This window comes from Actinosynnema sp. CS-041913 (genome assembly GCF_050942485.1).
Taxonomy (GTDB): domain Bacteria; phylum Actinomycetota; class Actinomycetes; order Mycobacteriales; family Pseudonocardiaceae; genus Actinosynnema.
Map to the genome: position 1 here is coordinate 4,535,379 of NZ_CP192037.1, position 25,171 is coordinate 4,560,549.

At 72.1% G+C, this 25,171-nt stretch carries 27 protein-coding genes; 9 read left to right on the plus strand and 18 right to left on the minus strand.

Annotated features, from left to right (window positions below; genetic code table 11):
- Positions 1-65: 65 nt before the first annotated feature.
- Together ACQPZF_RS21115 and ACQPZF_RS21120 are read right to left on the minus strand one after the other, a co-directional pair.
- A complete protein-coding gene (locus ACQPZF_RS21115) occupies positions 66-2,096 on the minus strand; it encodes a putative bifunctional diguanylate cyclase/phosphodiesterase (RefSeq protein WP_433274210.1) in 2,031 nt (676 codons plus the stop codon).
- Positions 2,097-2,234: 138 nt separating this feature from the next.
- Positions 2,235-2,591, minus strand: coding sequence for a hypothetical protein (locus ACQPZF_RS21120; protein WP_433274212.1), 357 nt, complete (start codon positions 2,589-2,591; stop codon positions 2,235-2,237).
- Positions 2,592-2,659: 68 nt separating this feature from the next.
- Between ACQPZF_RS21120 and ACQPZF_RS21125 the strand changes: the two genes are divergently transcribed.
- Positions 2,660-3,436 carry a glycerophosphodiester phosphodiesterase gene (locus tag ACQPZF_RS21125; RefSeq protein ID WP_433274214.1) on the plus strand — a complete coding sequence of 259 codons (777 nt, stop codon included), beginning with the start codon at positions 2,660-2,662 and terminating at the stop codon, positions 3,434-3,436.
- 61 nt (positions 3,437-3,497) lie between these two features.
- Positions 3,498-4,895 carry an MFS transporter gene (locus ACQPZF_RS21130; protein ID WP_433274216.1) on the plus strand — a complete coding sequence of 466 codons (1,398 nt, stop codon included), beginning with the start codon at positions 3,498-3,500 and terminating at the stop codon, positions 4,893-4,895.
- Positions 4,896-4,940: 45 nt separating this feature from the next.
- Here ACQPZF_RS21130 and ACQPZF_RS21135 read toward each other — a convergent pair whose 3' ends face one another.
- Both ACQPZF_RS21135 and ACQPZF_RS21140 read right to left on the minus strand, forming a co-directional pair.
- On the minus strand, positions 4,941-5,630 hold the full coding sequence (locus ACQPZF_RS21135) for a hypothetical protein (protein ID WP_433274218.1): 690 nt from the start codon (positions 5,628-5,630) through the stop codon (positions 4,941-4,943).
- Entirely contained in the window at positions 5,627-5,941 is a 315-nt protein-coding gene (locus ACQPZF_RS21140) for a PadR family transcriptional regulator (protein WP_433274640.1), read from the minus strand. The genes ACQPZF_RS21135 and ACQPZF_RS21140 overlap by 4 nt, the downstream gene beginning before the upstream one ends.
- Positions 5,942-6,157: 216 nt before the next feature.
- On the opposite strand from ACQPZF_RS21140, the gene ACQPZF_RS21145 reads away from it, so the two are divergent.
- From ACQPZF_RS21145 to ACQPZF_RS21155, 3 genes are all read left to right on the plus strand, one after another.
- Entirely contained in the window at positions 6,158-6,877 is a 720-nt protein-coding gene (locus ACQPZF_RS21145) for a thymidine kinase (protein WP_433274220.1), read from the plus strand.
- 76 nt (positions 6,878-6,953) lie between these two features.
- Positions 6,954-7,418, plus strand: coding sequence for an NUDIX domain-containing protein (locus ACQPZF_RS21150; RefSeq protein WP_433274222.1), 465 nt, complete (start codon positions 6,954-6,956; stop codon positions 7,416-7,418).
- Between the two features lie 475 nt (positions 7,419-7,893).
- Positions 7,894-8,238 carry an RNA polymerase-binding protein RbpA gene (locus ACQPZF_RS21155; RefSeq protein WP_433274223.1) on the plus strand — a complete coding sequence of 115 codons (345 nt, stop codon included), beginning with the start codon at positions 7,894-7,896 and terminating at the stop codon, positions 8,236-8,238.
- Positions 8,239-8,311: 73 nt separating this feature from the next.
- On the opposite strand, the gene ACQPZF_RS21160 is transcribed toward ACQPZF_RS21155, so the two are convergent.
- Entirely contained in the window at positions 8,312-9,103 is a 792-nt protein-coding gene (locus ACQPZF_RS21160; protein WP_433274225.1) for a polyprenol monophosphomannose synthase, read from the minus strand.
- Positions 9,078-10,688 (minus strand): apolipoprotein N-acyltransferase, encoded by a 1,611-nt coding sequence (gene lnt, locus ACQPZF_RS21165; protein WP_433274227.1) that lies wholly within the window; start codon positions 10,686-10,688, stop codon positions 9,078-9,080. The genes ACQPZF_RS21160 and lnt overlap by 26 nt, the downstream gene beginning before the upstream one ends.
- A 257-nt stretch (positions 10,689-10,945) precedes the next feature.
- Here lnt and ACQPZF_RS21170 point away from each other — a divergent pair, with 257 nt between their 5' ends.
- Positions 10,946-11,131, plus strand: coding sequence for a PspC domain-containing protein (locus ACQPZF_RS21170; RefSeq protein ID WP_433274229.1), 186 nt, complete (start codon positions 10,946-10,948; stop codon positions 11,129-11,131).
- On the opposite strand, the gene ACQPZF_RS21175 is transcribed toward ACQPZF_RS21170, so the two are convergent.
- Positions 11,125-11,877, minus strand: coding sequence for a TetR/AcrR family transcriptional regulator C-terminal domain-containing protein (locus ACQPZF_RS21175; protein ID WP_433274231.1), 753 nt, complete (start codon positions 11,875-11,877; stop codon positions 11,125-11,127). The genes ACQPZF_RS21170 and ACQPZF_RS21175 overlap by 7 nt on opposite strands.
- A 16-nt stretch (positions 11,878-11,893) precedes the next feature.
- The gene (locus ACQPZF_RS21180; RefSeq protein ID WP_184693406.1) at positions 11,894-12,247 is read right to left on the minus strand and encodes a GntR family transcriptional regulator; all 354 of its coding nucleotides are present in this window, start codon (positions 12,245-12,247) and stop codon (positions 11,894-11,896) included.
- 112 nt (positions 12,248-12,359) lie between these two features.
- Between ACQPZF_RS21180 and ACQPZF_RS21185 the strand changes: the two genes are divergently transcribed.
- Positions 12,360-14,405 carry a HelD family protein gene (locus ACQPZF_RS21185; RefSeq protein WP_433274233.1) on the plus strand — a complete coding sequence of 682 codons (2,046 nt, stop codon included), beginning with the start codon at positions 12,360-12,362 and terminating at the stop codon, positions 14,403-14,405.
- On the opposite strand, the gene ACQPZF_RS21190 is transcribed toward ACQPZF_RS21185, so the two are convergent.
- From ACQPZF_RS21190 to ACQPZF_RS21220, 7 genes are all read right to left on the minus strand, one after another.
- The gene (locus ACQPZF_RS21190) at positions 14,356-14,751 is read right to left on the minus strand and encodes a hotdog domain-containing protein (protein WP_433274234.1); all 396 of its coding nucleotides are present in this window, start codon (positions 14,749-14,751) and stop codon (positions 14,356-14,358) included. The genes ACQPZF_RS21185 and ACQPZF_RS21190 overlap by 50 nt on opposite strands.
- A complete protein-coding gene (locus ACQPZF_RS21195) occupies positions 14,748-15,491 on the minus strand; it encodes an OAM dimerization domain-containing protein (protein ID WP_433274236.1) in 744 nt (247 codons plus the stop codon). The genes ACQPZF_RS21190 and ACQPZF_RS21195 overlap by 4 nt, the downstream gene beginning before the upstream one ends.
- Positions 15,488-17,053: a lysine 5,6-aminomutase subunit alpha gene (locus ACQPZF_RS21200; RefSeq protein WP_433274238.1), complete on the minus strand. Its 1,566-nt coding sequence runs from the start codon at positions 17,051-17,053 to the stop codon at positions 15,488-15,490. Before ACQPZF_RS21200 ends, ACQPZF_RS21195 begins: the two co-directional genes overlap by 4 nt.
- A 91-nt stretch (positions 17,054-17,144) precedes the next feature.
- On the minus strand, positions 17,145-18,737 hold the full coding sequence (locus tag ACQPZF_RS21205) for an amidohydrolase (protein ID WP_433274240.1): 1,593 nt from the start codon (positions 18,735-18,737) through the stop codon (positions 17,145-17,147).
- Entirely contained in the window at positions 18,734-19,747 is a 1,014-nt protein-coding gene (locus ACQPZF_RS21210) for an L-erythro-3,5-diaminohexanoate dehydrogenase (RefSeq protein ID WP_433274242.1), read from the minus strand. The genes ACQPZF_RS21205 and ACQPZF_RS21210 overlap by 4 nt, the downstream gene beginning before the upstream one ends.
- A 117-nt stretch (positions 19,748-19,864) precedes the next feature.
- Positions 19,865-20,032 (minus strand): DUF397 domain-containing protein, encoded by a 168-nt coding sequence (locus ACQPZF_RS21215; RefSeq protein ID WP_433274244.1) that lies wholly within the window; start codon positions 20,030-20,032, stop codon positions 19,865-19,867.
- Positions 20,029-20,856 (minus strand): helix-turn-helix domain-containing protein, encoded by an 828-nt coding sequence (locus ACQPZF_RS21220; RefSeq protein ID WP_433274246.1) that lies wholly within the window; start codon positions 20,854-20,856, stop codon positions 20,029-20,031. Before ACQPZF_RS21220 ends, ACQPZF_RS21215 begins: the two co-directional genes overlap by 4 nt.
- Before the next feature lie 123 nt (positions 20,857-20,979).
- Between ACQPZF_RS21220 and ACQPZF_RS21225 the strand changes: the two genes are divergently transcribed.
- Together ACQPZF_RS21225 and ACQPZF_RS21230 are read left to right on the plus strand one after the other, a co-directional pair.
- Positions 20,980-21,285, plus strand: a complete 306-nt coding sequence (locus tag ACQPZF_RS21225; protein WP_433274248.1) for a hypothetical protein — start codon at positions 20,980-20,982, stop codon at positions 21,283-21,285.
- Positions 21,286-21,355: 70 nt separating this feature from the next.
- Positions 21,356-22,132 (plus strand): maleylpyruvate isomerase N-terminal domain-containing protein, encoded by a 777-nt coding sequence (locus tag ACQPZF_RS21230; RefSeq protein WP_433274250.1) that lies wholly within the window; start codon positions 21,356-21,358, stop codon positions 22,130-22,132.
- Here the strand turns inward: ACQPZF_RS21230 and ACQPZF_RS21235 are convergent.
- The 3 genes from ACQPZF_RS21235 to ACQPZF_RS21245 are packed head-to-tail and all read right to left on the minus strand — an operon-like array spanning position 22,071 to position 25,145.
- Positions 22,071-23,603, minus strand: coding sequence for a tripartite tricarboxylate transporter permease (locus tag ACQPZF_RS21235; protein ID WP_433274252.1), 1,533 nt, complete (start codon positions 23,601-23,603; stop codon positions 22,071-22,073). The genes ACQPZF_RS21230 and ACQPZF_RS21235 overlap by 62 nt on opposite strands.
- A complete protein-coding gene (locus ACQPZF_RS21240) occupies positions 23,596-24,156 on the minus strand; it encodes a tripartite tricarboxylate transporter TctB family protein (RefSeq protein WP_433274254.1) in 561 nt (186 codons plus the stop codon). Before ACQPZF_RS21240 ends, ACQPZF_RS21235 begins: the two co-directional genes overlap by 8 nt.
- On the minus strand, positions 24,153-25,145 hold the full coding sequence (locus ACQPZF_RS21245; protein ID WP_433274255.1) for a Bug family tripartite tricarboxylate transporter substrate binding protein: 993 nt from the start codon (positions 25,143-25,145) through the stop codon (positions 24,153-24,155). The genes ACQPZF_RS21240 and ACQPZF_RS21245 overlap by 4 nt, the downstream gene beginning before the upstream one ends.
- Positions 25,146-25,171: the final 26 nt, after the last annotated feature.

Genomic DNA, 25,171 nt, shown 5'->3' on the forward strand with positions numbered 1-25,171 from the left:
GATTCCCCTCGGCGGGCGACAGCGGCTGGCGAACAAGAGGCGGGTAGGGACCAGGCGGGTGGAGATCAGGAACGCGCCCCATCCTCCGCACCGGCACGCGGTGGGGACAATGCTCCGTTCGGACCCACCGGCTCACCCGACAGGATGTGCCCGAGCGGCACCGGGCGGCCCAGGTGGAACCCCTGCCCCACCCGCACGCCCAGCCTGGTCAGGGTCTCCACCTGCGCGGGCCGCTCCACCCACTCCGCGACCGCCGACAGGCCCAGGCCGCGGGCGATCTCCACGATCCCGGCCACCAGCACCGCGTCGGTGGACCGCTCGTCGATACCGCGCACGAACTCCCCGTCGATCTTGATGCCGGTGATCGGCAGGTGCTTGAGGTGCACGAACGACCCGAAGCCGGAGCCGAAGTCGTCCAGCACGATCCGGCAGCCGAACCCGCGGAGCTGCAACGCCAGCGCCCGCGCCGCGTCCAGGTTCGTCACCGCCGCCGTCTCGGTGATCTCCAGGCCGAGCCGCCCCGGCACGACACCCGCCGTGGCCAGCCGGTCCAGCACGAACCCGCCGAAGTCCTCGTCCTCCAGGGTCCGGCCGGAGACGTTGACGTTGAACCGCAGCTCCCGGTCCGGGTGCCGCACCAGGGTGTCGATCGCGGTGGACAGCACCCACCGGTCGATGTCGAGCACCAGGTCGGAACGCTCGGCCTCGGGCAGGAACTCCGCCGGACCCAGGTACGGGTGCTGCCCGTCCTCCAGGCGCAGCAGCAGCTCGTGCCCCAGCGTCGCCCCCGACGCCAGTTGCACCATGGGCATCGCGTGCAGCGCCAGCCCGCCGCCGTCCAGCGCCGCCCGCAGCCGGTCCATCACCGACACCCGCTTCGCCGTGTCCGCGTAGTGGCCCGGCTCGTACACGGTGACCCGGTTGCGGCCCGCCGCCTTCGACGCGTACAGCGCCAGGTCGGCGTTCGCCAGCACCAGCTCCCACGTGTCACCCGCACCGAACTCCGCCACCCCGGTGCTCACCGTCACGTGCGCCGACGCCGCCACCAGCGGCAACGCCGCCACCGCGTCCCGCAGCCCGTCCGCGACCAGCGCCGCCTCCGCCGACGAGCAGCCGGGCAGGACCACCGCGAACTCGTCACCGCCCAGCCGCCCGATCAACTGCGACCCCGACAACCGCGACCGCAGCGCCCCGGCGAGGGTCTTCATCAGCCGGTCGCCGACCGCGTGGCCGCGCAGGTCGTTGACGTCCTTGAAGTTGTCCAGGTCCAGCAGCAGCAACGCGCCCGACCCGCCCGAGCCGAGCTGCCGCTCCAGCTCCCGCGTCACCGCCCGCCGGTTCGCCAACCCCGTCAGCGGGTCCTGCTCGGCCAACGCCAACAGCTCGTCGTGCACCCGCCGCGCGCGGGTGATGTCGTGCGCGGTGCCCAACGCCCGCAGCGGCGTGCCGTCCTCCGCGGTGACGATCTCCCCGAAGCACTCGAACCAGCGTTCCGTGCGGCGGTCGGCCAGCATCATGCGGTGCGTGTAGGCGAACCCCGCGCCCGACCGCATCGCCTCCTCCAGCGTCGCCTGGATCATCGACAGGTCGTCGGGGTGCACCAGCGCGGTATAGCCGTCGAAGTCCAGCAGCGTGCCCGGCGGGAACCCGAACATCTCCAGCAGCGTGTCCGACCACACCACCCGGTCCTCGGTGATGTGCCACTCCCAGGTGCCCATCCGCCCCATCACCTGGGCACGGCGCAACGCGTCCGCCTCGTGCGTGGCCTCCAGCTCCCGGTCCCGCCACGCCGTCACGTCCACCACCCGGTACAGCAGCTCCTCGCCGGAGCCCAACGGCCGGCAGGCCACCTCCAACCACCGGTGGCCCTCGCGGTAGGCGCTCGGCGCCAGCAGCGCCAACCCCGACCGGGGCCGCTCCGGGACACCCGGCAGCAGCGCGGGCAGCGACCGCCCCGCGACCCGGTCCACCGCGACACCCAGGATCTCCGCCATCGCGGGATTCACCCAGCGCAGCGTGCCCCGCGCATCCGTCACACCGAAACCGACATCGACCCGGTCGAGCACCTGCCGGTGCAACGCGCCGTTGTCGTCCACGCGCCCTCCTCGCCACCCCGCGCGCAATGATGGTCGAGTCCGCGCACGAGGGGCAAGCCGACGACCGCCGCGGTCAGCGCATCGGTCGACGCAGAGCCGAACGCAGAGCCGAACCCGGCGCAGTGGTCGGCGCAGTGGTCAGCGCAGGCGTTCCAGACCACGCGCCGTGTCCACCAGCTCGTCGGCCAGCCGCCGCAGCTCCGACCGGGCCGCCCCGTCCGCCGCCGCCGTCGCCACGTCCTCCGCCGCGCACCGCAACTGGAACAACCGGTCCTGCAGGTCGGCCAGCTCACCCGCCGACAGCACCACCGCGTCCTCCGGCAGCCCGCCGCGCTGCACCGCCGCCCGCCGCTCGTACGCCCGCTGCCGGCACGGCTGGGCGCAGTAGCGGCGTGGCCGCCCGATCCGGCCGCTGTCGGGCAGCCGACGGCCACACCAGGCGCAATGCCTGGCCTCCTCCCGACGCGACGCGACGGCCTCGGTCACCAGCTCCATGGCGCGCGACGGTATCCCGCTACCCACCGGTCACCCCAACGCCACGCCGCCAAGGCAGACTCCACGACGTGACCGCGAACCACCCGTACCTGTCCGGCCCGCACCCCAGGGCGTTCGCCCACCGCGGATGGCACCTCGACGACCTCGCGGGCATGGAGAACTCGCTGGCCTCCTTCCGCCGCGCCGCCGAAGAGGGTTTCCGCTACCTGGAAACCGACGTGCACGCCACCTCCGACGGCGTCGTCGTCGTGCACCACGACGACATCCTGGACCGCACCACCGACCGCACCGGCCCGGTCGCCGCCCAACCCTGGTCCGCGGTCAGCCGGGCCAACGTCGGCGGCCGGGAACCCATCGCCCGGCTCGCCGACCTGCTGGAGGAACTGCCCGACGCGCTGGTCAACATCGACGTCAAGGCCGACGGCGCGGTCGTCCCCGTGATCGACCTGCTGCGCCGCACCGGCTCCCTGCACCGGGTGTGCCTCGCGTCGTTCTCCGAAAAACGCCTCACCCGGCTGCGCAGACTCGGCGGACCCGACCTGCTGACCTCCATGGGGCCCCGCTCGGCAGGCGCCCTGTGGGCCTCCGGCCGGGTGCCGCCGCTCGGCCTGCCGGTCGCCGGCCGCATCGCCCAGGTGCCCGCCACCCAAGGCCGCCTGGTGGTCGTCGACCGCCGTTTCGTGCGCGCCGCCCACCGCCGCGGCCTCGAAGTGCACGTGTGGACCATCGACGACCGGCAACAGATGGAAACCCTGCTCGACCTGGGCGTCGACGGCCTGGTCAGCGACCGGCCCGACGTGCTGCGCGACGTCCTCAAGTCCCGCGCGGCCTGGGCCGGCGGCTGAATGGCAACAGCTTGGCGGTGATCACCACGCACCCGCGGACGGGGAAGTACAGTCCGCCTCCATGAGCGTGGCCGACAGCCCAGCACCCGCGATCGACCGCAAGCGGGAACAACGCGGATGGACCTGGTACGACTGGGCGAACCAGGTGTTCCCCACCTCCGTGGTCACGGTGTTCCTCTCCGGCTACCTCACCGCGGTGGCCAAGGAAGCCGCCCGCGAGGACATCGCCCGCAACGGACCCGACGCCTGCGCCACCAGCTCGCTGCAGCAGTGCGACATCTCGCTGTTCGGCGCCTACTTCCCCGCCGGCTCCCTGTGGGGCTACCTGCTGTCCATCGCCACCGTCGTCCAGGTCGTCGTGCTGCCCGTGATGGGCGCCATCGCCGACCGCACCCAGAACAAGCGGCGCATGCTCGGCGGCCTGGCCTTCACCGGCGCCGCCGCCACCACCGCCCTCGCCCTCGTCGGCGGCTCCGACTGGCACCTCGGCGTCGCCCTGTTCATCCTCGGCAACATCTGCTACGGCGCGTCCGTCGTCGTCTACTACGCGTTCCTGCCCGAGATCGCCACCCCCGACGAACGCGACGCGGTGTCCTCCCGCGGCTGGGCGTTCGGCTACCTCGGCGGCGGCCTCGCCCTGGCCGTGCAACTCGGCCTGTTCATCGGCCACGACGCGATCGGCCTGAGCGAAGGCGCCGCCGTCCGCGTCGGCTTCGTCCTGTCCGGCCTGTGGTGGGCGGGCTTCACCCTCATCCCGCTCGCCCGCCTCAAACGCCACCAGGAACCCCACGGCGGCGAAACCGGCGCGTCGGTCATCACCGGCGGCTTCCGCGAACTGCGCCAGACCATCCGCCAGGCCCGCCTGTTCCCTCTCACCCTGGCGTTCCTGGGCACCTACCTCATCTACACCGACGGCATCGCCACCGTCGCCAACGTCTCCGCCCAGTACGGCCGCGACGAACTGAAACTCGACGAGACGGTGCTCATCGCCACCATCCTGATCGTGCAGTTCGTCGCCTTCGGCGGCGCCGTCCTGCACGGACGGCTGGCCAGGCACTGGGGCGCGAAACGCACCATCATGGTCAGCCTGCTGGTGTGGATCCTCGTCATCGGCGCGGCGTTCTTCGTGCAGGCCGGCCGGCAGTTCCAGTTCTACGCCCTCGCGGTCGGCATCGGCCTCGTCCTGGGCGGCACCAACGCCCTGTCCCGGTCGCTGTTCTCCCAGATGATCCCGCCCGGCCGGGAAGCGCAGTACTTCTCCCTCTACGAAGTCGGCGAACGCTCCACCTCCTGGCTCGGCCCGCTGGTGTTCGCGGGCGTCGGCCAGGCCACCGGCTCGTTCCGGCTCGCCATCATCTCCCTGGTGGTGTTCTTCGTCGTCGGCTTCGTGCTGATGATCTTCGTGCCGATCCGCAAGGCCATCGCCGCCTCCGGCAACCCGCTCCCCGCCAAGGTCTGACCCCGGTGCCGCCGCGGCGACCACACCGCGGCGGCACCCACCGGATCACGCCACCGTCGCCCGCACACCCACCCACGGCCGGAACGCCACCACCACGACAGCGGCGACCACCCACGCCCCGGCGAACTCCGTCAGCGACAACGGCGCCACCAACCCCCACACCACACCCGCCACCGCACCCACGGCCGCAGCCCCCAACCACCGCGCCCGCGCCACCGGCGGAGCCTCCCGGTGGAACCCCAACACCACCGCCACCGCCGTCACCCACGTCGGCACCTGCATCACCACCAGCCACCACACCGGCCCCACCGCCACGGCCGCCAACCCGAACAGCGCCACCCCCGACACCGCGACCCGCGCCGCCACCCGCCGGCCCGTCGCCAACCCCAGGAACGCCGCCACCACCAACGCGTCGAACCACACCGCCCACACCCCGCCGAACCGCAGCGCCGCCGCGGTCCCCTGCCCGATCAACACCACATGCCCCACCAGGCCCGCCAACGCCACCAGCCGCGTCACGTCCCCCGCGCGGCTGCGCGCCCGGAACCGCACCCGCACCGCCAACCCCAGCGTCGCCCACGCCTCACCCCACCCCGGCCAGCCGTACTCGGCATCCAGGTCACCCGGGCGACCCGCGAGGAAGATCCCCACCATCTCCTCCTCCCGCTCCTCCCGGTACCAGGCCGGCAACAGCCGCAACAGCACCCGGTAACGGCGTTCCAGCTTCGAACTCACCGCGCCTCCCTCGCCCGCAACACCGACGACGCCGCCCGCACGTTCGCCGACAACCGCGCCACCTCCGCCGACAACGCCCGCACCCCGGCATCGGTCAGCCGGTAATACCGGCGCAGCCGACCCTGGTGCACCTCCTCGCGGTCCCGCTCCGCCAGACCCTCCGCCACCAACCGGTCCAGCACGCCGTACAACGTGCCCACCCGCAGCGACACCCGGCCCTCCGACAGCGACTCCACCGACTGGACGATCGCGTACCCGTGCAACGGCTCCTCGGCCAGCGCCGTGAGCACCAGGAACGCCTGCTCCGACATACCCCTCACACCGCAGGTTATATCGCAAAGCGGTATATCTAGTCTACACGAGCGTCGAAGCGGTCCAGAGCTGTGGTCGTGGAGTTTTGTGGGGACCGCTGTCAGGTCGGGACCGGGCGTGAAATGTACTCTTTCGGGTGACACTGAAGGTATTGACACTACTGGGAACCAACTGCTGTCCCGCCTGGCTGAGACACCGCACTAAGGTGGCCCGCCGTGGAGCCGACGAACCCCCGCACCGACCCGACCGACGCCCTCTCCTCCGTGCCCGCCGCCGGCGCACGCCGAGGCGTCACCCCCACCGGCAGGCTCCGGTTCTTCTTCGGCCCCATGGACTGCGGCAAATCCACCCTCGCCCTGCAGATCGACCACAACCAGGCCCGCCAAGGCCGCAGCGGCCTCCTGCTGGTCCGCCACGACCGCTCCGGCACACCCGCCATCTCCAGCCGCATGGGCCTCGCCCGCCACGCCCTGGAAGTCCACGAGGACATGGACCTCTGCGACCTCGTCCGCCGGCACTGGGCCCGGGGCACCCGCGTCGACTACCTCATCGTGGACGAAGCCCAGTTCCTCTCCCCCGCCCAGGTCGACCAACTCGCCGAACTCGCCGATGACGCCCAACTCGACGTCTACTGCTTCGGCCTGGCCACCGACTTCCGCAGCACCCTGTTCCCCGGCTCCCGCCGCCTGTTCGAACTCGCCGACGACCTCAACGCCATCCAGGTCGAAGTCCTCTGCTGGTGCGGCCTCCCCGGCCGCTTCAACGCCCGTGTCCACGACGGCGACATCGTCCGCGCCGGCGACACGGTCCTGGTGGCCGACACGATCGACAACGCGGACGAGGTCCGCTACCAGGTCCTGTGCCGCAGGCACTTCCGCACCGGGGATCTCGGGCCCGACACGGTCCAGGGCCGCCAGCTCAGCCTCACCGAATAGCAGCCGCCGCACGGACGGCAGCCCCCGCCGCAGGGTGGCTCCATCGGGCACGCCGGCACCCGCCACACTGTCCCCCGTGACAGGGAAGATCAGCGCGGGCATCCTGCTGTACCGACGCGCCGAGGACGGCCTCGAAGTGCTCATCGGCCACATGGGCGGCCCGTTCTGGACGCGCAAGGACGCGGGTGCCTGGTCCATCCCCAAAGGCGAGCCCGACGGCGACGAGCCCCTGGAGGCCACCGCCCGCCGCGAGTTCGCCGAGGAACTCGGCCTGCCCGTCCCGGACGGCGAGCTGCTCCCCCTCGGCGACGTGCGGCAGTCCGGCGGCAAGACCGTCCACGTCTGGGCGCTGGAAGGCGACCTGGACCCCGAGCAGGTCGTGCCCGGCACCTTCCAGCTCGAATGGCCCAAGGGCTCCGGCAACCTCCGCGAATACCCCGAGGTCGACCGGGTCGCCTGGGTGCCCCTCGCCGAGGCCGCGGTGAAGCTCGTGACCGCACAGCGCGTCTTCCTGGACCGACTCGCTGAAGGTGATCTTTAAGTCCACACTGAAATCATTGTGGGAATAAAGTTGAGGGACCAACGTTTGGGTGCGCGCCGTACGGGTGATCCCAGGTGTCGGCCGCCACGGAGCACGCTCGGGTCGACACGCAGCGTGGCGGCTGTGCTGTAGGACACCAAAATAACTTTGCGTAACCGTAAGGATGACAGCCGTCACTACTGCCGCGTTAAACCCGCCTTAACATCGCCCTACGTGTTCGGTCTAAGCTGTCGCAGCCGCACACTTTCTGCCGGTACTGCTCCATCCGTGTGATGAAGTAGCCCGACAGCTTGATAACGCGTCACGATCCAGCCGCGATTGCATCCCTTAGGAGGAAGCCTTCGTTGACGGGTGAAAGACGTCACTGTGGGCGACCATGACCGTTAAGCCGGGAACGAACGGAGCAGTCCGATCGTTGCACTCGGTGAGCAACAAGCCTGGGCCCCGGCCCTGAGCCGAGCGAAAGGACACCGCCATGGCCGACCGCGTTCTACGGGGTAGCCGGCTCGGAGCAGTCAGCTACGAGACCGACCGCAATCACGACCTCGCCCCGCGCCGGTCGGTGCGGTACGCCTGCCCCAAGGGCCACGACTTCGAGGTTCCGTTCTCCGACGACGCCGAGATCCCCCACACCTGGGAGTGTCGACTCCACGGACAGGAGTCGAAGATCATCGACGGCGCCGAGCCGGAGACGAAGAAGGTCAAGCCGCCGCGCACGCACTGGGACATGCTCCTGGAGCGGCGCACCATCCCGGAGCTGGAGGAGCTCCTGGACGAGCGGCTGGAAGAGCTGAAGGGCAGGCGGACCCGCACCGCCTGACCGACCCGAGACGTGGGAAGGGGGCCTGCCGACACCGGCAGGCCCCCTTTCGCACGCTCCGTGAGCGGCCCCGCTACCTGCTGGAGCCCGCCTTCGCCTTGGGCGCGATCAGGTCCCGCACCTGCGTGTAGCGGCGGCGCAGGCCCCACTTCGTGACCCGCACCAGCGCCTCCCGCACGATGTCGCCGCTCATCTTCGACACGCCGATCTCACGCTCGGTGAACGTGATCGGCACCTCCACGACCCGGTAGCCCAGTTCGATCGTCCGCCACGCCAGGTCGATCTGGAAGCAGTACCCCGCCGACGCCACGTTGTGCAGCTTCAGGTGGCGCAGCACGTCGGTCCGGTAGGCGCGGTAGCCCGCCGTGATGTCCTTCACCTTCGCGCCCAGCGCCAACCGCGAGTACAGGTTCGCCCCGCGGGACAGGACCTCCCGCTTCTTCGGCCAGTTCACCACGCTGCCGCCCGGCACGTACCGCGAGCCGATCACCAGGTCCGCGCCGCCCAGGGCGTCGAGCATCCGGGGCAGGTCCTCGGGCGCGTGCGAGCCGTCCGCGTCCATCTCCACCAGCACGTCGTAGCCGCGCTCCATGCCCCAGCCGAAGCCCGCGATGTACGCGGCGCCCAGCCCGGCCTTCTCCGTGCGGTGCAGCACGTGCACCCGGTCGTCCGCGGCGGCCATCTCGTCGGCCAGCCGTCCCGTCCCGTCCGGGCTGCCGTCGTCGACCACGAGGCAGTGCACCTTCGGCAGCGCCGCGTGCAGCCGCTTCACGATCTTCCCGATGTTGTCCCGCTCGTTGTAGGTCGGGATCACCACCAGCACCGGCCCGAGCTCGCGGTCAGGCTGCGCCTGCTGGTCCGCCATCCGTTTCCTCCTCGCCGACACCCGCACCAGGGGTCGGACGCGATCCTCGTCGTGTCACTGTCAAGCCGAACGCCACGGCCACCAGGCCCAGCGCGGTCATCACCCACTCGGGCCATGCGCCGAGTCGGGTGGCAAGCGTAGCCTCCCCGCGCAGCGGCAGCTCCGCGACCAGCGCGTCGGGCTCGAACATGCCGCTCCGCCGGGTCACCGACCCGTCCGGCCGCACGATCGCGCTCACCCCGCTGGTGGCCGACACGACCACCGCTTTGCCGTGCTCCACGGCCCGCACCCGGGACATCGCGAGCTGCTGGTAGGTCATCTCGGTGAAACCGAAGGTGGCGTTGTTGGTCGGGATGGCGATGATGTTCGCGCCCGCCGTGACCGAGTCGCGCACCACACCGTCGAACGCCACCTCGTAACAGGTGTCGATGGCCACCTTCGCGGGCCCCATGGCGAACCCCTCCGGGTCGGTCCCCGGCTGGAACACCCCGGCCCGGTCCACGGTCTTGCTGAAGATCCGGAAGAACGACCGGTAGGGCATCGTCTCGCCGAACGGCTGGAGCTGCCGCTTGGTGTAGGTGTCGGTCGGGCCCCTGCCCGGCTCCCACAGCACCACGGTGTTGCGCGGCAGGTTGTCGGACTTGTCGACCACGACCGCGCCGACCGCGATCGGCGCGTCGATCGCCGCGGCGGCCCGGTCGATCTGGGCGGCGGCGTCGGCGTTGCGGAACGGGTCGATGTCGGAGGAGTTCTCCGGCCAGATCACCAGGTCCGGCTGCCTCTCCCGGCCCTGCTCGACGTCCTCGGCCAGTTGCAGCGTCCGCCGCACGTGGTTGTCCAGCACGGCGCGGCGCTGCGCGTTGAAGTCCAGCCCCGCGCGCGGCACGTTGCCCTGGATCGCGGCCACCACGACCGTGCCCTGGTCCGGCGCCGTGCCGACGAGCGGCAGCGCCGCCAACCCGCCCGCCAGCGGCACCAGCGCCAGCGGCAGCGCGAGCCGCCAACCACGCCCGAGGTGGGCCAGGCCGAAGCCGGTCAACGCCACCGCGAACCCGACCAGCGGAGCACCGCCGAGCGAGGCCAGCGGCAGGTACCAGCCCTCCGGCTGCCCGAACGCGATCTTGCCCCACGGGAACCCGCCGAACGGGAACACCCCGCGCAGCAGCTCGTCGCCCACCCACAGCAACGCCATCCACAGCGGCGCGCCCCGCAGCGTCGACACCCGGGCCATCAACGCCGTGCCGACGCCGATCAGCACCGCGCAGAGCAGCGCCAGCGGCAGCCACGCGATCAGCCCGACGAACTCCCCGGTCCACCGCAGCAGCGGGGCCATGAACCCCAGGCCCCACACCACGCCGAACCCGAAACCGGCCCGCATCCGCCGGCCGTGCAGCAGGATGCCGAGCACCGCGAACCCGACCGGCGCCAGCCACCACGCGGTGCGCGGCGGGAAGCTGAGGAAGACCAGCCCACCCCCGGCCGCGGCGAGCACGATCCGCAGCAGCGTGCCCCGCACGTCCCGACGACGGCGGGCAGGCGGCGTGTCGGCGGCGGGCTGACCCGGCGCCAAGGGGGGTGCGACCACCCGATCAGCCTACGAGGGCCGGCGGCGGACCGGACAACGGCGGTCGGGATCCCGAGCCGCCCGCCCCGGGGCGGGCGGCGAGCCGCCGGGCGCGTCTGCCACCGACGCGGGCCGCGCCCTCATCACCCGCTCCCCCACGCCGGATCCGCCCCTTCCCCGCGTCGGGGTGACCAGCGTCTCCCCACATCCGGGTGACCAGGGAGAAGTTCAGGGTTCCCACCGATGCCGGACGCCCCGATGCGGGGGATGGTGGAGTCATGACCACGTTGACCAGGCCCCAGAACCAACGCATGATCGCCGGCGTCTGCGCGGGACTGGCCGCGCGGTTCGGTTGGAAGCCGAACACGGTGCGGCTGCTGTTCGTGCTGTCGTGCCTGCTGCCCGGACCCCAGTTCGTCGTCTACCTCGTCCTCTGGGTGATGATGCCCAAGCGCCCCTACTGACGCGACCCGACCAGGGCTTCGATGCCGTCGAGCACGCGGGCCAGCCCGAACGTGAACGCGTGCTCCCCCGAGTAGGCCGACCCGTGCGCCTCGCCCGCAGCCGCGCCCACCCGGGCCGCCGTCGGGAACTTCGCCGGGTCGAACACCCTGGTCAGGAACGGCGCGGCGGCCTGCCACCACTGCTCGTCGGTCAGGCCGGTGCGCTGTTCCACCTGCGCCGCCTCCACCGCCAGCCGGGCCGCCGCCTGCACGTGGCCCAGGACGAGGTTGAGCACCGAGTCCATCTCCACGTCGGTCAGCCCGATGCCGTCGACCGCCGCCAGCTCGTAGTCGTACTTCGCCGCCACGTTCGGGCCGAGCACCGCGCGGTTGGTCGCCACCTGCAGCAGCCACGGGTGCCGCAGGTGCAGCGACCAGTTCTCCCACGCGATCTGCGTCAGCCGGGCACGCCACCCGCCCGGCACGTCCGCCGGCCGGGCCGTCTCGCCGTGCACGGTGTCCACCATCACGTCGATCAGCTCGGCCTTGCCGGGCACGTACGTGTACAGCGACATCGTGCCCACCCCGAGCCGGTCCGCGACCCGGCGCATGGACAGCGCCCCGAGGCCCTCGGCGTCGGCCAGCGCGACCGCCACGGCCACGATCCGGTCCACCCCGAGGTCCTTGCGCGCGCTGGGCGAGGTCGTGCGCCAGAGCACCGCGAGAGTGCGTGCCGGGTCGCCGCCGCCGCTGTGTTCGGTCGCCACCCGGCCACACTACTGATCAATCGGCGAGTGCCGCTCGCACGATCTCCAACGCCTCGTCGGCCGTCAGTCCCTGCTCACGGGCCGTGGAGGCGTAGCCGCGCGCGGCCCGCAGCACCCGTTCCCGGCTGCGCTCCCCCGCCGCGCTCACCACGGTCCCGGCTCTGCCGCGGGTCTCGATGAGACCCGCCTCCTCCAGCTCCCGGTAGGCGCGGGCGACGGTGTTGACCGCGATGCCCAGTTCGGCGGCCAGCGCGCGGACGGTGGGCAACCGGGTGCCCACGGCCAGCTCCCGGTCGGTGATCTTGCGAGCGAACTGGGACCGCACCTGCTCGTAGGGCGGCACCGACGAAACCGGATCGAGGCTGATCACGCCGTCGATAGTGGCAGAGACCCCACGCGGGGGAGAACCACGGCCGTCCGGCTGACGGAGCCGGAAAGAACAAGACTGTTATCCGGTCGATACCTGAGGCACGCTGGGTCGGGTGTCGCAGAACCCGAACACCGCAGAGATCGAACGGGAACAGTCCTATCTGGACTTCCTCCACGAGCGCCTGGACCCTGAGGACGAGGTCGGGCACGGGCTGTGTTTCGGGCGGCTGGACCGGGCCGACGGCAGCCGGCTCTACATCGGCCGCAGGGGCCTGTTCGACGGTGACGAGCCGCTGCTGCTGGACTGGCGCGCGCCCGCCGCCCGCCCCTTCTACACCGCGACCGCCGCCGCGCCGGAAGGCATCCGCCGGCGGCGGCGCATCACCACCCGCGGACGCACCGTCGTGGCCCTGGACGACGAACTGCTCGACCCTGACGCCGCGGACGACTACGGCCTCACCGGGGACGCCGCGCTGCTCAAGGCCGTCACCGCCGGACGCGGGGACCACCTGCGCGACATCGTCACCACCCTGCGCGCCGAACAGGACCGGATCGTCCGCTCCGAGCACACCGGGGTGCTCGTCGTGGAAGGCGGCCCCGGCACCGGCAAGACCGTCGTGGCCCTGCACCGCGTCGCCTACCTGCTCTACCGGCACCGGCACCTGGCCACTCGCGGCGTCCTGGTCGTCGGCCCCAACCGGGCCTTCCTGGACTACATCGGCCAGGTGCTGCCCGGTCTCGGCGAGGACTGCGTGGTCTCCGCCACCGTCGCCGACCTCTACCCCGGCGTGACGCCCGACCTGACCGATCCGCCCGAGGTCGCCGAACGCAAGGGGAACGCGGAGATGGCCGGGCTGATCGCCGCCGCGGTGTGGTCCCGGGTGACCGTGCCCGCGACGCCCCTCGACATCGGGTTCGAGGGTCACCCGCTGCGGCTGGAGCCGGAGGACTGCCGGCAGGCGGTGCACGCGGCGAAACGGGCCAGGTTGCCGTTCAACCAGGCACGGCTGGTGTTCCGCCGCGAGGTCGTGGAGGTGCTGGCACGGCAGTTGGCCGCGCGGATGGAAGCCGTCGTGCTCACCGACGGCGGCGAGGCGCTGGACGGAGGCGCGGTCGACGGGTCGCTCAGCGCCGCCGAGCTGAAAGCCCTGGCGGCGGCCGGTGTCGTGATCGATCCCGACGACACCGGGCCCCGGGCCCTGCTGGACGAGGACGACCTCGCCGGACTGCGGGCCGGGTTGCTCGCCTCCCCGGACGTCCACGACGTGGTCGAGCGGCTGTGGCCGGCGCTCACCCCGGAAGGCGTTCTCGACGACCTGTTCGCGCGACCTCCCGCCGGCGAGGACTGGCTGCTCCGCCGTGACCGCGGCTGGAGCGCGGCGGACGTGCCGCTGCTGGACGAGGCGGCGGCACTGGTCGGCGGGGCCAGGGCGACGCCACGTGCGGGCGCCATCGCCGACCGCGCCGCCGCCGACCGCACGTGGACCTTCGGGCACGTGATCGTGGACGAGGCCCAGGAACTGTCGGAAATGGCGTGGCGACTGGTGATGCGCCGCTGCCCGACCCGCTCCATGACCGTCGTCGGCGACCTCGCCCAGACCGGTGCGCCGGGCGGGGCGTCGTCCTGGGACCGGGTGCTCGGCCCCCACGTCGGCGACCGCCACCTGCTGGAGAGGCTCACCGTCAACTACCGCACACCCGCCGAGATCATGGACGCCGCCGCCGTGCTGCCGGCCGTCCACCACCCCGGCCTGACCCCGCCGACGTCGATCAGGTCCAGCGGCGTCCCGCCGTGGCGGCTGCGCACGACCCCCGCCGCGCTGCCCGCCGTGCTGGCCGACCTCGCGGTCGCCGAAGCCCCGGACGACGGCACGCTCGCCGTCGTCACCCCGCCCGCGCACCTGGCGGCCCTCGCCGACGCCCTCCCCGACACGGCCCGCGTGCTCACCCCGGACCAGGCGAAAGGCCTGGAGTTCGACGTCGTCCTGATCGCCGACCCGGCCCGCATCCTCACCGACTCGCCACGCGGGCACAACGACCTCTACGTCGCCATGACCAGGGCCACCCACCGGCTGGGCATCGTGCACCCCGGGCCGCCGCCGGCCGAGATCAGCGCCCTCGGGGTGCGGGCACGACCACGGTCCCCCGGGCGCGGGTGACCACCAGCGGCGGGTCCAGGACGTCCGCCGCCGACGGCCCCCGGTCCGGCGCCGAGCGGCACACCACGCGCGCCTCGAAGTCGACCTCACGCGAGCGGTTGCCGACCCGGACCAGGGTCGCCGTCGCCTCGATCACGTCACCGGCCCGGACCGGCGCCACGAACTCCACGTTCGAGTAGCCCGCGAACAGGCCCTCGTCGCCGTCGGTGCGGATGAGCAGCTCGGTGGCCACGTCGCCGAACATGCCCAGCCCGTACGCCCCGTCCACCAGGCTCCCGCCGTAGTGGGCGTGCGAGTGCGGCACGTAACGGCGGTGGGTGACGGTGAAACCCTCGGTCGGACTCACGCTGCCCCTTCCTTCCTCGCCTGCACGGCGTGCACCAGGTAGCTCGCGACCTCGCCCGGTGTCGTGCCCCGGCTGAACACCCGGTCCACGCCCAACTCCCCCGCCATCAGCGGGTCGAAGCGGGGGCCGCCGGCGACGAGCAGCGGACGCCGGTCCCCCATCGCCTCGCGGAACGCCGCCGACATCTCCCGCGTGTTGAGCAGGTGCGCGTCCCGCTGCGTGACGACCTGCGACACCAGCACGGCGTCGGCCTTCTCCGTGCGGGCCCGGCGGACCAGCTCCGGCACGGACACCTGCGCACCGAGGTTCACGACCTTCAGCTCGCGGTAGTACTCCAGGCCCTTCTCCCCCGCGAAGCCCTTGACGTTGAGGATCGCGTCGATGCCCACGGTGTGCGCGTCGGTGCCGATGCACCCGCCGACCACGACCAGCTTGCGGCGCAACAGCTTCTTCAGCGTCGTGTTCACCTCGGCCGGCGACAGCAACGGGTACTCGCGCTCCACCACGCGCACCTCGTCCAGGTCGACGACGTGCCGCACCGACCCGTACACGACGAAGAACGTGAAGTCCTCCCCGATCGGGTGGGAGTGCACGACCATCGCCGGGTCGATGCCCATCCTGTTCGCGAGCTGCTGCGCGGCCCCGTCCGCCTTCGGCCCGAACGGCACGGGCAGCGTGAACGACGTCTGCACCATCCCGTCGCCGGTGGTGTCGCCGTAGGGGCGGACGTGCCGCTTCACCGTGCCTCCAACAGTTCCGCGGCGGGGTTGCGGTAGCCGTCGGCCTTCTCCACCACGCCGTCCGCGCCCTTCCCGCCGTCCGCCGGGCGTTTCATCAACCCGAACGTCCCGTCGGCGATGGCGTCGAGCAGCCCGTCGTCCACGATCCGCGCCAGCAGGTCCACCGCCTCCCCCAGCACCTGGTGGGCGCGCTTGACGATCAGCCCGTCCGGCGCGGGCCGGAAGTCCTCGCGCAGCCCGCCGGCGGCGTCGAGCACGTACCGGACGTTGGCCAGTGCCAGGTCGCGGTCGGACAGGAACGGCGTCACCACCGCCTCGGTCATCATCCCCACCAACAGGATGCTCTGCCCGGTCAGCACGCCCGCGAGGTTGAAGAACCCGTCGAGCAGGTAGCCGTTGAACACGTCGCCGGTCATGTGCTTGGTCGGCGGCATCCACTTCAGCGGCGCGTCCGGGAACAGCTCGCGGGCCAGCAGGGCGTGCGCCAGCTCCAGCCGGAACGACTCCGGCACCTTCGGGTCGATCTCGAACGCGTGCCCCAGCCCCAGCAGGTGGTCGGGCAGCCCGGCTTCGTGCGCGAAGCGCTCGTTGAGCAACTGCGACACGGTGACGGTGTGCGCGGCGCCCACGGCGTCGGCGGTGGTGAGGTAGTTGTCCTCGCCGGTGTTGATGATGATCCCGGCCCGCGCGTGCACCTGGCGGGAGAACCGCTGGTCCACGAACGTGCGGATCGGGTTGATGTCGCGGAACAGGATCCCGTACATCGAGTCGTTGAGCATCATGTCCAGCCGCTGCAACCCGGCCAGCACCGCGATCTCCGGCATGCACAGCCCGGACGCGTAGTTCGTCAGCCGCACGTACCGGCCGACCTCTTTGGACACGTCGTCCAACGCGGCCCGCATGATCCGGAAGTTCTCCTGCGTGGCGTAGGTCCCCGCGAACCCGTGGTGCGTCGCGCCCTCGGGCACGTAGTCCAGCAGCGACTGCCCGGTCGACCGGATCACCGCAATGACGTCCGCGCCGGCCCGCGCGGCGTTGCACGCCTGCACCACGTCCTCGTCGATGTCGCCGGTCGCGACGATCAGGTAGATCCACGGCCGCCGCGGCGGGTCACCCCACTTCGCGACCAGCCGGTCCCGCTGCGCCCGGTTCCGGTCGACCGTCCGCAGGCCCCTGGTGACGGCCGCGGTCGCCGCCTTCTCGGCCCGGGTGCGGTCCTTGCCCTCGGGGAGGGTGTACCGGACCTGCCCGGCGGCGGTGGCCTCGGCGAGTTCGGTCAGCGAGCCGAGGTCGTGCTGTTTGAGCGCGTGGAAGACCGGCAGCACCACCCCGTGCTCCAGCCCGCAGTGCTCGCGGACCGTGTCGACCACCCGGTTCACCCACGGCACGTCCCCCGCGCGGTGCGTCGAGTCCGCGCCGGTGATCCCGGCCAGCCGCAACGTAGCGCGCTCGACCGCCACCGTGGTGTGCGCCTTGGCGATGGCCACCACCGGCTCGGCGGCCTTCGCGGCCAGCCTCCGCGCGGTGGCGACCACCTTCGGGTCGAGGTCGAGCAACGCCATTGTCACTCCCTTTCGCGGTGGTTCCGTGCTGGACCCGGTCGTCGTCCGCCGGCGCGGGCGAGCCGCGGCTCCTCGCAGGGCCGGGAAGCCTTCACGAGACCTCCCGCTCGAAGATCGTCCGGCCGTTCAACACCGTCCGCAGGCACGTTGGCGTCGAGTCCAGCGACGGCAGGCCCGGCACACCCGAACGCGGGTCGGTGGACCACCGCTGCACCCGCGAGTCGGGCGTGGTGACCTCCAGCTCCCCCGCCTCCCACACCGCGTACGTGGCGGGAGCACCGGGCTGCAACGTGCCGGTGACGCCGTCGTCCACACCCGCCGCCCGCCACCCGCCACGGGTGTGGGCGTTGAACGCCGCACGCGGCGAGATGCCGAAACCCGGAGTCCGGTGGTGCACGGCCGCCCGGATCGCCGCCCACGGGTCCACGGCCGTCACCGGGGCGTCCGAGCCCAACGCCAGCACCAGACCTGAACTCGCGAGGTGCGCGAACGGGTTCAGCGCCGTCCCGCGCTCCACTCCCAGCCGCTGCGCGTACATGCCCGACGGCCCGCCCCACTCGTGGTCGAACAAGGGCTGCACCGACGCCGCCACACCCCACGACCCGAGCTTCGCCGCCTGCTCGGCGGTGATCATCTCGACGTGTTCCAGGCGGTGCCGGCGGGCCGCCAGCGCGGGCACGCCGACCGCCGCGGCGGCCTGCTCGAAACCCTCCACCACGGCGGCCATCGCGGCGTCGCCGATCACGTGGAAACCGCCCTGGACACCGGCTTCCGTGCACGCCACGAGGTGCGCGGCGACCTCGTCGGCGGTCAGGTACAGCGCGCCGGAGGTGTCCGCGTCCTCGTACGGCGAGCACAGGGCCGCCGTCCGCGACCCCAGCGCGCCGTCCACGAACAGGTCGCCCGCCAGGCCACGCACCGGCAGGTCGATCGGCTCCCGGCTGCCCCAGTAGCCCACCACCTGCGGACCGCCGTCGAACGCCAGCAGGTCGGCCAGGTCGTCCCGGCTGGAGATGTCCGGGCCGGCGCACTCGTGCACGCACGCGATGCCCTGCGACGCGGCGTGCGCGAGGAACGCCTCCTGCGCGGCACGGCGCTGCGCCACCGGGATCGCGTCCTTCGCCGCGCCCCGCACGTGGTGGTGGGCGGCACGCGACAGCGGGCCCTCGGCGGACCAGCCGTCCGCGTCACGGGCGGCGGGCGCGAGGTCGACCAGCGCCGACGACGCCAGCGCCGAGTGCACGTCGATCCGCGACAGGTACACCACCGCGCCGCGTGCCGCGTCGTCCAGCTCGGCACGCGTCGGCGGGCGGTTCTCCGGCCAGCGGGTCTCGTCCCAGCCGTGGCCCCAGACCAGCGGGCCCGGCGCCGACCGGACCGCGGCCAGCAGGTCGGCCAGCGAACGGCAGCCGGTCAGGTCCAGGCCGGTGCGCAGGAGGCCGGCCGCGGTGGCGTGCACGTGCGCGTCCACGAACGCCGGCGCGACCCACGCCCCCGCCAGCTCCACGACCTCGGCGTCCGGGTGCAGCGCGCGGCCGACGGAGTCCTGGCCCAGCCACACCACGGTGCCGTCGGTGATCGCCATCGCGGTGGCGTCGGGTGAGGTCGGGGAGTGGATGCGGCCACCCACGAGCAGTCGCGTCGCAGCGCCGGTCGCCGCCGGGACGCCATTCACGGTAGTCACGCCTGCGCAGTCTGCCGGTGCTCGAACAACGCCCGCACGGCAGGCTCGGCACGCACCAGGTCCAGCGCCAACGCCGCGTGCCCCGGCACGTAGCCGTTGCCCACGACCATCTCCACGTCCGCCGCCAGACCCTCCGCGCCGAGCGCGGCGGCCGAGAACGACGTGGCCATCGAGAAGAACACCACCGTCCCGCCATCGGCGGTGGCCAGGATCGCCCCATGCTCACAACCGGGCACGTCGACGCACACCACCGTCACGTCCACCCGCGTGCCCACGGCCTCCAGCACCGCGACCGGGTCACGGGCGTCCGCGATCACGACCTCGTCGGCCAGACCCGACGCCTCGACCCGCGCGGCCTCCTCGGGTGTCGGCACCAACGCCACCAGGCGGGTCGCGCCGGCACGGCGGGCGGCGGCCAGCGACAGCGAGCCGGACTTGCCTCCCCCGCCCAACACCAGCACGGACTCCGCCGCACGACGCCGCACCACCCGGCCGGTGAGGGCGGGCGCGCCGCACACGTCCAGCACGGACAACGCCAGCTCGTCGGGCAGGTCGGCCGGCAGCACCGCCGCGATGGACCGGCCGAACAGCACGGCGGTGCCCGTGCACGGCACCTGCTCGGTCGTGCCGTCCCACCGCGCCAGGCCGTCGGTGATCCGCAACGGCGTCAACGTCAGCGACACCAGGGTCGCGATCCGGTCGCCCACCGCGAGCCCCAGCGGCGAGGACGGGCCGACCGCGCGGACCGTGCCCAGCAGCATCCCGCCCGAACCGGTCACCGGGTTCTGCATCTTGCCGCGCTCGGCGACGATCTCCAGCACCGCCCGCCGGATCGCCGGACCGTGCTCCTCGCGGAGCTGCCGGAACGACGCCGCGTCCAGGTTCAGCCGCTCGACGTCCACCACGACCTCGTCCGCGCCGCACTCCGGCTTGGCGTCCAGCCGCCACGCCTGCTGCGGCAGCACACCGGCCGGGTCGAGGACACGGTGCAGGCCGTACGGCGAGGTCATGGAAATCCTTCGGTCGGCGGCACGCTGGACGCCGATATCTTCACGCGAAGGGTAAAGAAAGCGCAAGGCTTCAGTACGCGGGCCGGGCGCCGGCCGCCACCGAAGCCTTGCGGACCCTCAACGGTACGCCGACACGAACCGCTTGACGGCGTGAGCGTCCCGGAACGGCAGCTCCGGGCCGTCCGGCTGCTTGGAGTCGCGGATCGCGCCCAGGTCGGCACGGACTTCGACACAGTTGGTGGCCGCACCCGATCTGCTCGACTTCCGCCATCCAGGTGAAGTCATTCCCTCTCCTTCCCTTCAAACAAGAGTTCAGGCCCTACCGATAGTTCGGCAACCTGCTCGACGACGCCCTGGAACACCGCGACCGTCTCCCTGTCCTGGATGAACAGGCCGCTGGCATGGTTCTCCAGGTGCACGATCGTCTCGCCATCACTGATCGTAATCAGCGAGAACGGCCCAGCAAGGGCCGCATGCCAGCCCGAATCGATCGGGAAGACCCGGAAGTCGACGTTGGGCAGCTCGGACATCTTCCGCAGGTGTTCGGCCTGTTCCGTCCTTACAGCGGGATCACCGAACTCCTGCCGCGAGACGTAGTTCCCAACCAGCGCCGTGTAGCGGACCGGGCGTGCCCTGGTGAGGATGTCCCGACGGCCCATCCGGATCGCGACGCGCGTCTCGATCTCCGACTCGGGCACCGCGCTGCCGCGCATGATCGCGCGGGTGTAGCCGCTGACCTGGAGCAGGCCGGGCACGACGAGCGGGCTGACGTCGATGATCTCCGTGGCGAGTTGTTCGATCTGGAGCAGCGCGTCCAGTTGCACCCGCTGCTCCGGCAGACCGACCGCGAGCCACGCAGAGCCGGTGGCGGGCTCGTCCCGGGCCAGCTCAAGGATTTCCTCCCGCTCCGGGCCCTCCACGCCGAGCGCGTCGAGGATGGCGGCAGCGGCCTCCTCGCTCGGCGGGCGCTCGCCCGATTCGTGCCGGGTCATGGTGCCGGGGTGGATCCCGGTCCTCCGGCAGACTTCCCGCTGGTTCAGTCCGGCCGCTTCGCGAGCCGCGCGGATCTTCGCGCCGAGCGCCATGGCTTTCGCCGTGCTGCGGATCATGCGGCCCAGCATAGGGATGGCAAAAGGACCTCCTGGTACACCCGAAAGAAGTATTGACGTCCTGGTCGCGCAACCACAACAATTGTTGCGCTACAACAACGACCCCACCAGAGGATACCGCTCATGGATGACTCGACCGACCACGACTCGCTGTGGGACGAAGCCACGTCCGCACAGTTCCTGGCCGAACTCGCCACCGAGGAAGCGCCGCGACTGTTCGCGGTGGCCGTGGAATACGGCGAACGGCAGGACGCCCACATCGCCGCGTACGGCATGGCCTTCCACGACCACGCGCAGGTGATCTCCACCGAAGGCGACTTCCACGCGAGCCTCCAGAAAGCGGAGAACGCGCTGCTCTACTTCACTGAAGGGGGTGACGCCAACGCACGACTCCTCTGGCTGCCGCGCACCCTCGCCACCGCCCCGTAGGCCACGACGGACGCGTCGACGCACCGAAACTCGCTGTCCGGTCGCCGCAGCACAGTGCTAGACAGCCCGCGTGCACAAGACGCTGGAGTTCCCAGACCTGCTGCGGCTGATCGACGAACGGTCGACTGCCTTCCGCGCCGCGGTCGCCTCGGCGTCCAGCCTCGACGCGCGGGTGCCGACCTGTCCCGAGTGGACGCTGTTCGACCTGGCGCGGCACCTGGGCGAGGGGCGCCGCAACTGGGCCGCCACCGTCGCCGCGGGACCGGACGCCCCGGCCAGGACCCTGGCGGAGGGTGCCCCGGCCGCGCCTCGGGAGCGCGAGGCCCTGCCGGCCTGGTTGGCCGCGTCGACGCAGGAACTGCTGGACGCACTGCGGAACGCAGGCCCGGATCGCGGTTGCTGGGTGGGGTGGGGCGACTCGCAGTCGCCACGGACCTGCGGCGCCGTCGCACGGCACCAGGTCCAGGAGATCGCGGTGCACACCTACGACGCCCAGGTCGCCGTGGGGGCCCCGCAGCCGCTGCCGGAAGAGGCGGCGCTCGACGGTGTCGAGGAGTTCCAGTTCACCTGCTGCGCGACGACGGTCGCCTGGCCGCACGAGCCCGCCGTCGTCGACTACCACGCCACCGAGGGCCGCTCCTGGCGTCTCCGGCTCTCCGGCGACGGCGCACGGATCGCCCGCCTCGTCACGCCCGCCGCCGGCGAGACCCCGGCCGACGCCTCTGCCCGCGGCACCGCCAATGAGCTGGTCCTCGCCTTCTACGGCCGCATTCCGGTGGACTCCCTCAAGCTCGACGGCGACCGACGTGTCTTCGACCGGCTGGTGGCCTGGGCCCCGGACGCATAGACCGCGTGGAGCGCCATCGAGCCACCACCAGCACGACCGCCAGCACCCCGTAGACCACCGCCGCGAACGGACTGGTCACCAACGAGGTCAGGTCGCCCTCGCCGATCTGCACCGTGCGCCGCACCTGCTCCTCCGCCATCGGCCCCAGGACCAGCCCGACGACCAGCGGCGCGATCGGATAACCGTTGCGGCGCATGAAGAACCCGACCACGCCGATCACCAGGAGCACGATCAGGTCGCCCACCACGAAGTTCACCGCGTAGGTGCCCAGCGCGGCGAACAGCAGGATGCCCGCGTACAGGTACGGCCGGGGAATGCGGAGCACCTTCACCCAGACCCCCGCCAGGGGCAGGTTGAGCACGAGCAGCATGACGTTGCCGATGTACAGCGACGCGATCAGCGCCCACACCATCGACGGGTTGTCGATGAACAGCAACGGCCCCGGCTGGATGCCGTAGGACTGGAACGCCGCCACGATCACCGCCGCCGTGGCGGTCGTCGGCAGGCCCAGCGTCAGCAACGGCACCAGCACACCCGCCGCCGCCGCGTTGTTCGCCGCCTCCGGACCGGCCACGCCCTCGATCGCGCCGTGGCCGAACTCCCCGGGGCGCTTGGCGAGCTTCTTCTCCGCCGCGTACGACAGGAACGTCGACACGTCCGCCCCGCCCGCCGGCACGGCGCCGATCGGGAAGCCGATGAACGTCCCGCGCAGCCACGGCCGCCACGACCGCGACCAGAACTCGCGGGTGGACCACTTCCCCCCGACCGGGACCACCTCGACCGGGCCGTGCCGCAGTCGGGAGGCCACGTGCAGGGCCTCGCCGACCGCGAACACACCGACCGCGACGACCACGACGTCGATCCCGTCGGCCAGCGTCGACACCCCCAGAGTGAATCGCTGCTGACCGGACAACGTGTCCGTCCCGACCAGGCCGAGGAACAGGCCCAACCCCAGCGACGCGAGCCCGCGCGCCGGAGAGGTGCCCACCAGCGCGGCCACCGTCGTGAAGGCGACCACCATCAGCGCGACGTAGTCCGCCGGACCCAGCGTCACCGCCACCTCGGCGATGGCGGGAGCCAGCAGGGTCAGCAGGACGGTGGCGATGGTGCCCGCCACGAACGACCCGATCGCCGCCGTCGCCAGCGCCGCCGCGCCCCGTCCGGCGCGGGCCATCCGGTTGCCCTCCAGCGCGGTGACGACGGAGGACGACTCGCCGGGGGTGTTCAGCAGGATCGAGGTCGTCGACCCGCCGTACATGCCGCCGTAGTAGATGCCCGCGAAGATGATCAGCGCGGCGGTGGGCTCCAGCGTGTAGGTCAATGGCAGCAGCAGCGCCACCGTCATCGCGGGGCCGATGCCCGGCAGCACGCCCACGGCGGTGCCGAGCGTGACACCCAGCAGGGCGTACAGCAGGTACTCGGGCCGCGCGGCGGTCGCGAAGCCTTCCAGCAGGGCGGTGAGGCTACCCATCGAGCAGCGGCACCCCTTCGAAGATCCCCGCGGGCAGCGACAGGCCCAGACCGGACGCGAACACCACCTGGGCCACCAGCGCCAGCACCACGGCGACGGCCAGCGCCCGCCACCACACCGCGCCCAGCGTCCACGCCGCACCGGCGAACAGCACCACCGCCGCGACCGGCCAGCCGACCACGTCGATCAGCGCCAGGTGGGCGACCAGGATCGCGACCAGCTTGACCACGGTGGACCAGTCCGTGCGGACGCGGGTGTCGGCATCTTCGGCGTCCTCGACCCGCCCCAACCGGCCACGCTCGGCGTCCTCCGCCCGCCTCAACCGGCCGCGCGTGGCCTCCGCAGCCCGCCCCGACCGGCCGCGCGCGGTGGCCACGATCGCCGCCACGCCGGTCGCCATCAGCAGCACGCCCACCGCGTACGGGAAAACACGCGGCCCCACCGTGCCCGCCGCGCCGCGTGCCGTGATCGTGGTCGCGTCCACGAGCGTGAACACGCCCAGGGCGGCGACCAGGCCGCCGAAGACGTACTCCCCGGCCCGCTCGGCGGTCACTTGACCAGGCCGATGTCCTGGAGCACCGGCTTGATCCGGCCGACCTCCAAGGTGAGGAACCTGGCGAACTCGTGGCCGGTGAGGAACGTGTCGGTCCAGCCCTTCTTCGCCAACTCCTCCCGCCACTGCGGACTGGCGTGCAGGTCGGTGACCAGCTCGACCAGCCTTTCCTTCGCCGACAAGGAGATCGAGCCGGGCGCCACCACACCGCGCCAGTTGACCAGCTCCACCCCGGTGCCCACGTTCTTGAGCGTGGGCGCGCCCAGGTCCGCGTGCGGCTGCGCGCCGGAGGTGCCCAGGGCGCGCAGCCTGCCCGCCTTGATCTGCTCCCGGTACTCGCCGACACCCGAGATGCCCGCGTCGATCTTCCCGCCCAGCAACGCCGCCAGCGACTCGCCGCCGCCCGAGTAGGGCACGTAGTTGAGCTTGGCCGGGTCGATGCCCTTGGCCTTCAACAGCATCGCGGCCAGGATGTGGTCCGTGCCGCCGGCCGAGCCGCCCGTGACGGACACGCCCTGCCCCTTCTCGTCCACGGCCTTGAGCAGGTCCTCGATCGTCCGGTGCGGCGAGTCGGCGGGCACCACGACCACCTCGTCCTCGGCGGTCAGCCGCGCGATCGGCGTGGTGTCCTCCAGCCGCGCGTCCACGCCGTTGGTCTCCACCGCGCCGACCATGACCAGTCCGGTGACCATGAGGTAGGACTCGGAGCGTTCGTTGGCCAGCTTCTGCAGCCCGACCGTGCCTCCCGCGCCGCCCACGTTGCTGACCTGAGCCGACTTCACCAGGTTCGCGCCGGTGACGGCCGCCTGCAAGGCCCGCGCGGTCTGGTCCCAGCCGCCGCCGGGGTCGGCCGGGGCCATGATCTCCAGCCTGGCGAGGTTTCCGCCGGCCGCGTTCGACCCTCCCCCGCACCCCGCGAGCACGAGGCCCGCGGCGACCACGGCCGCGATGCCCTTCCACGCGGCCGACCGGGTGTGCTGTCGTGGCATCGGTTCCTCCGCGTTCCCGCCACGGC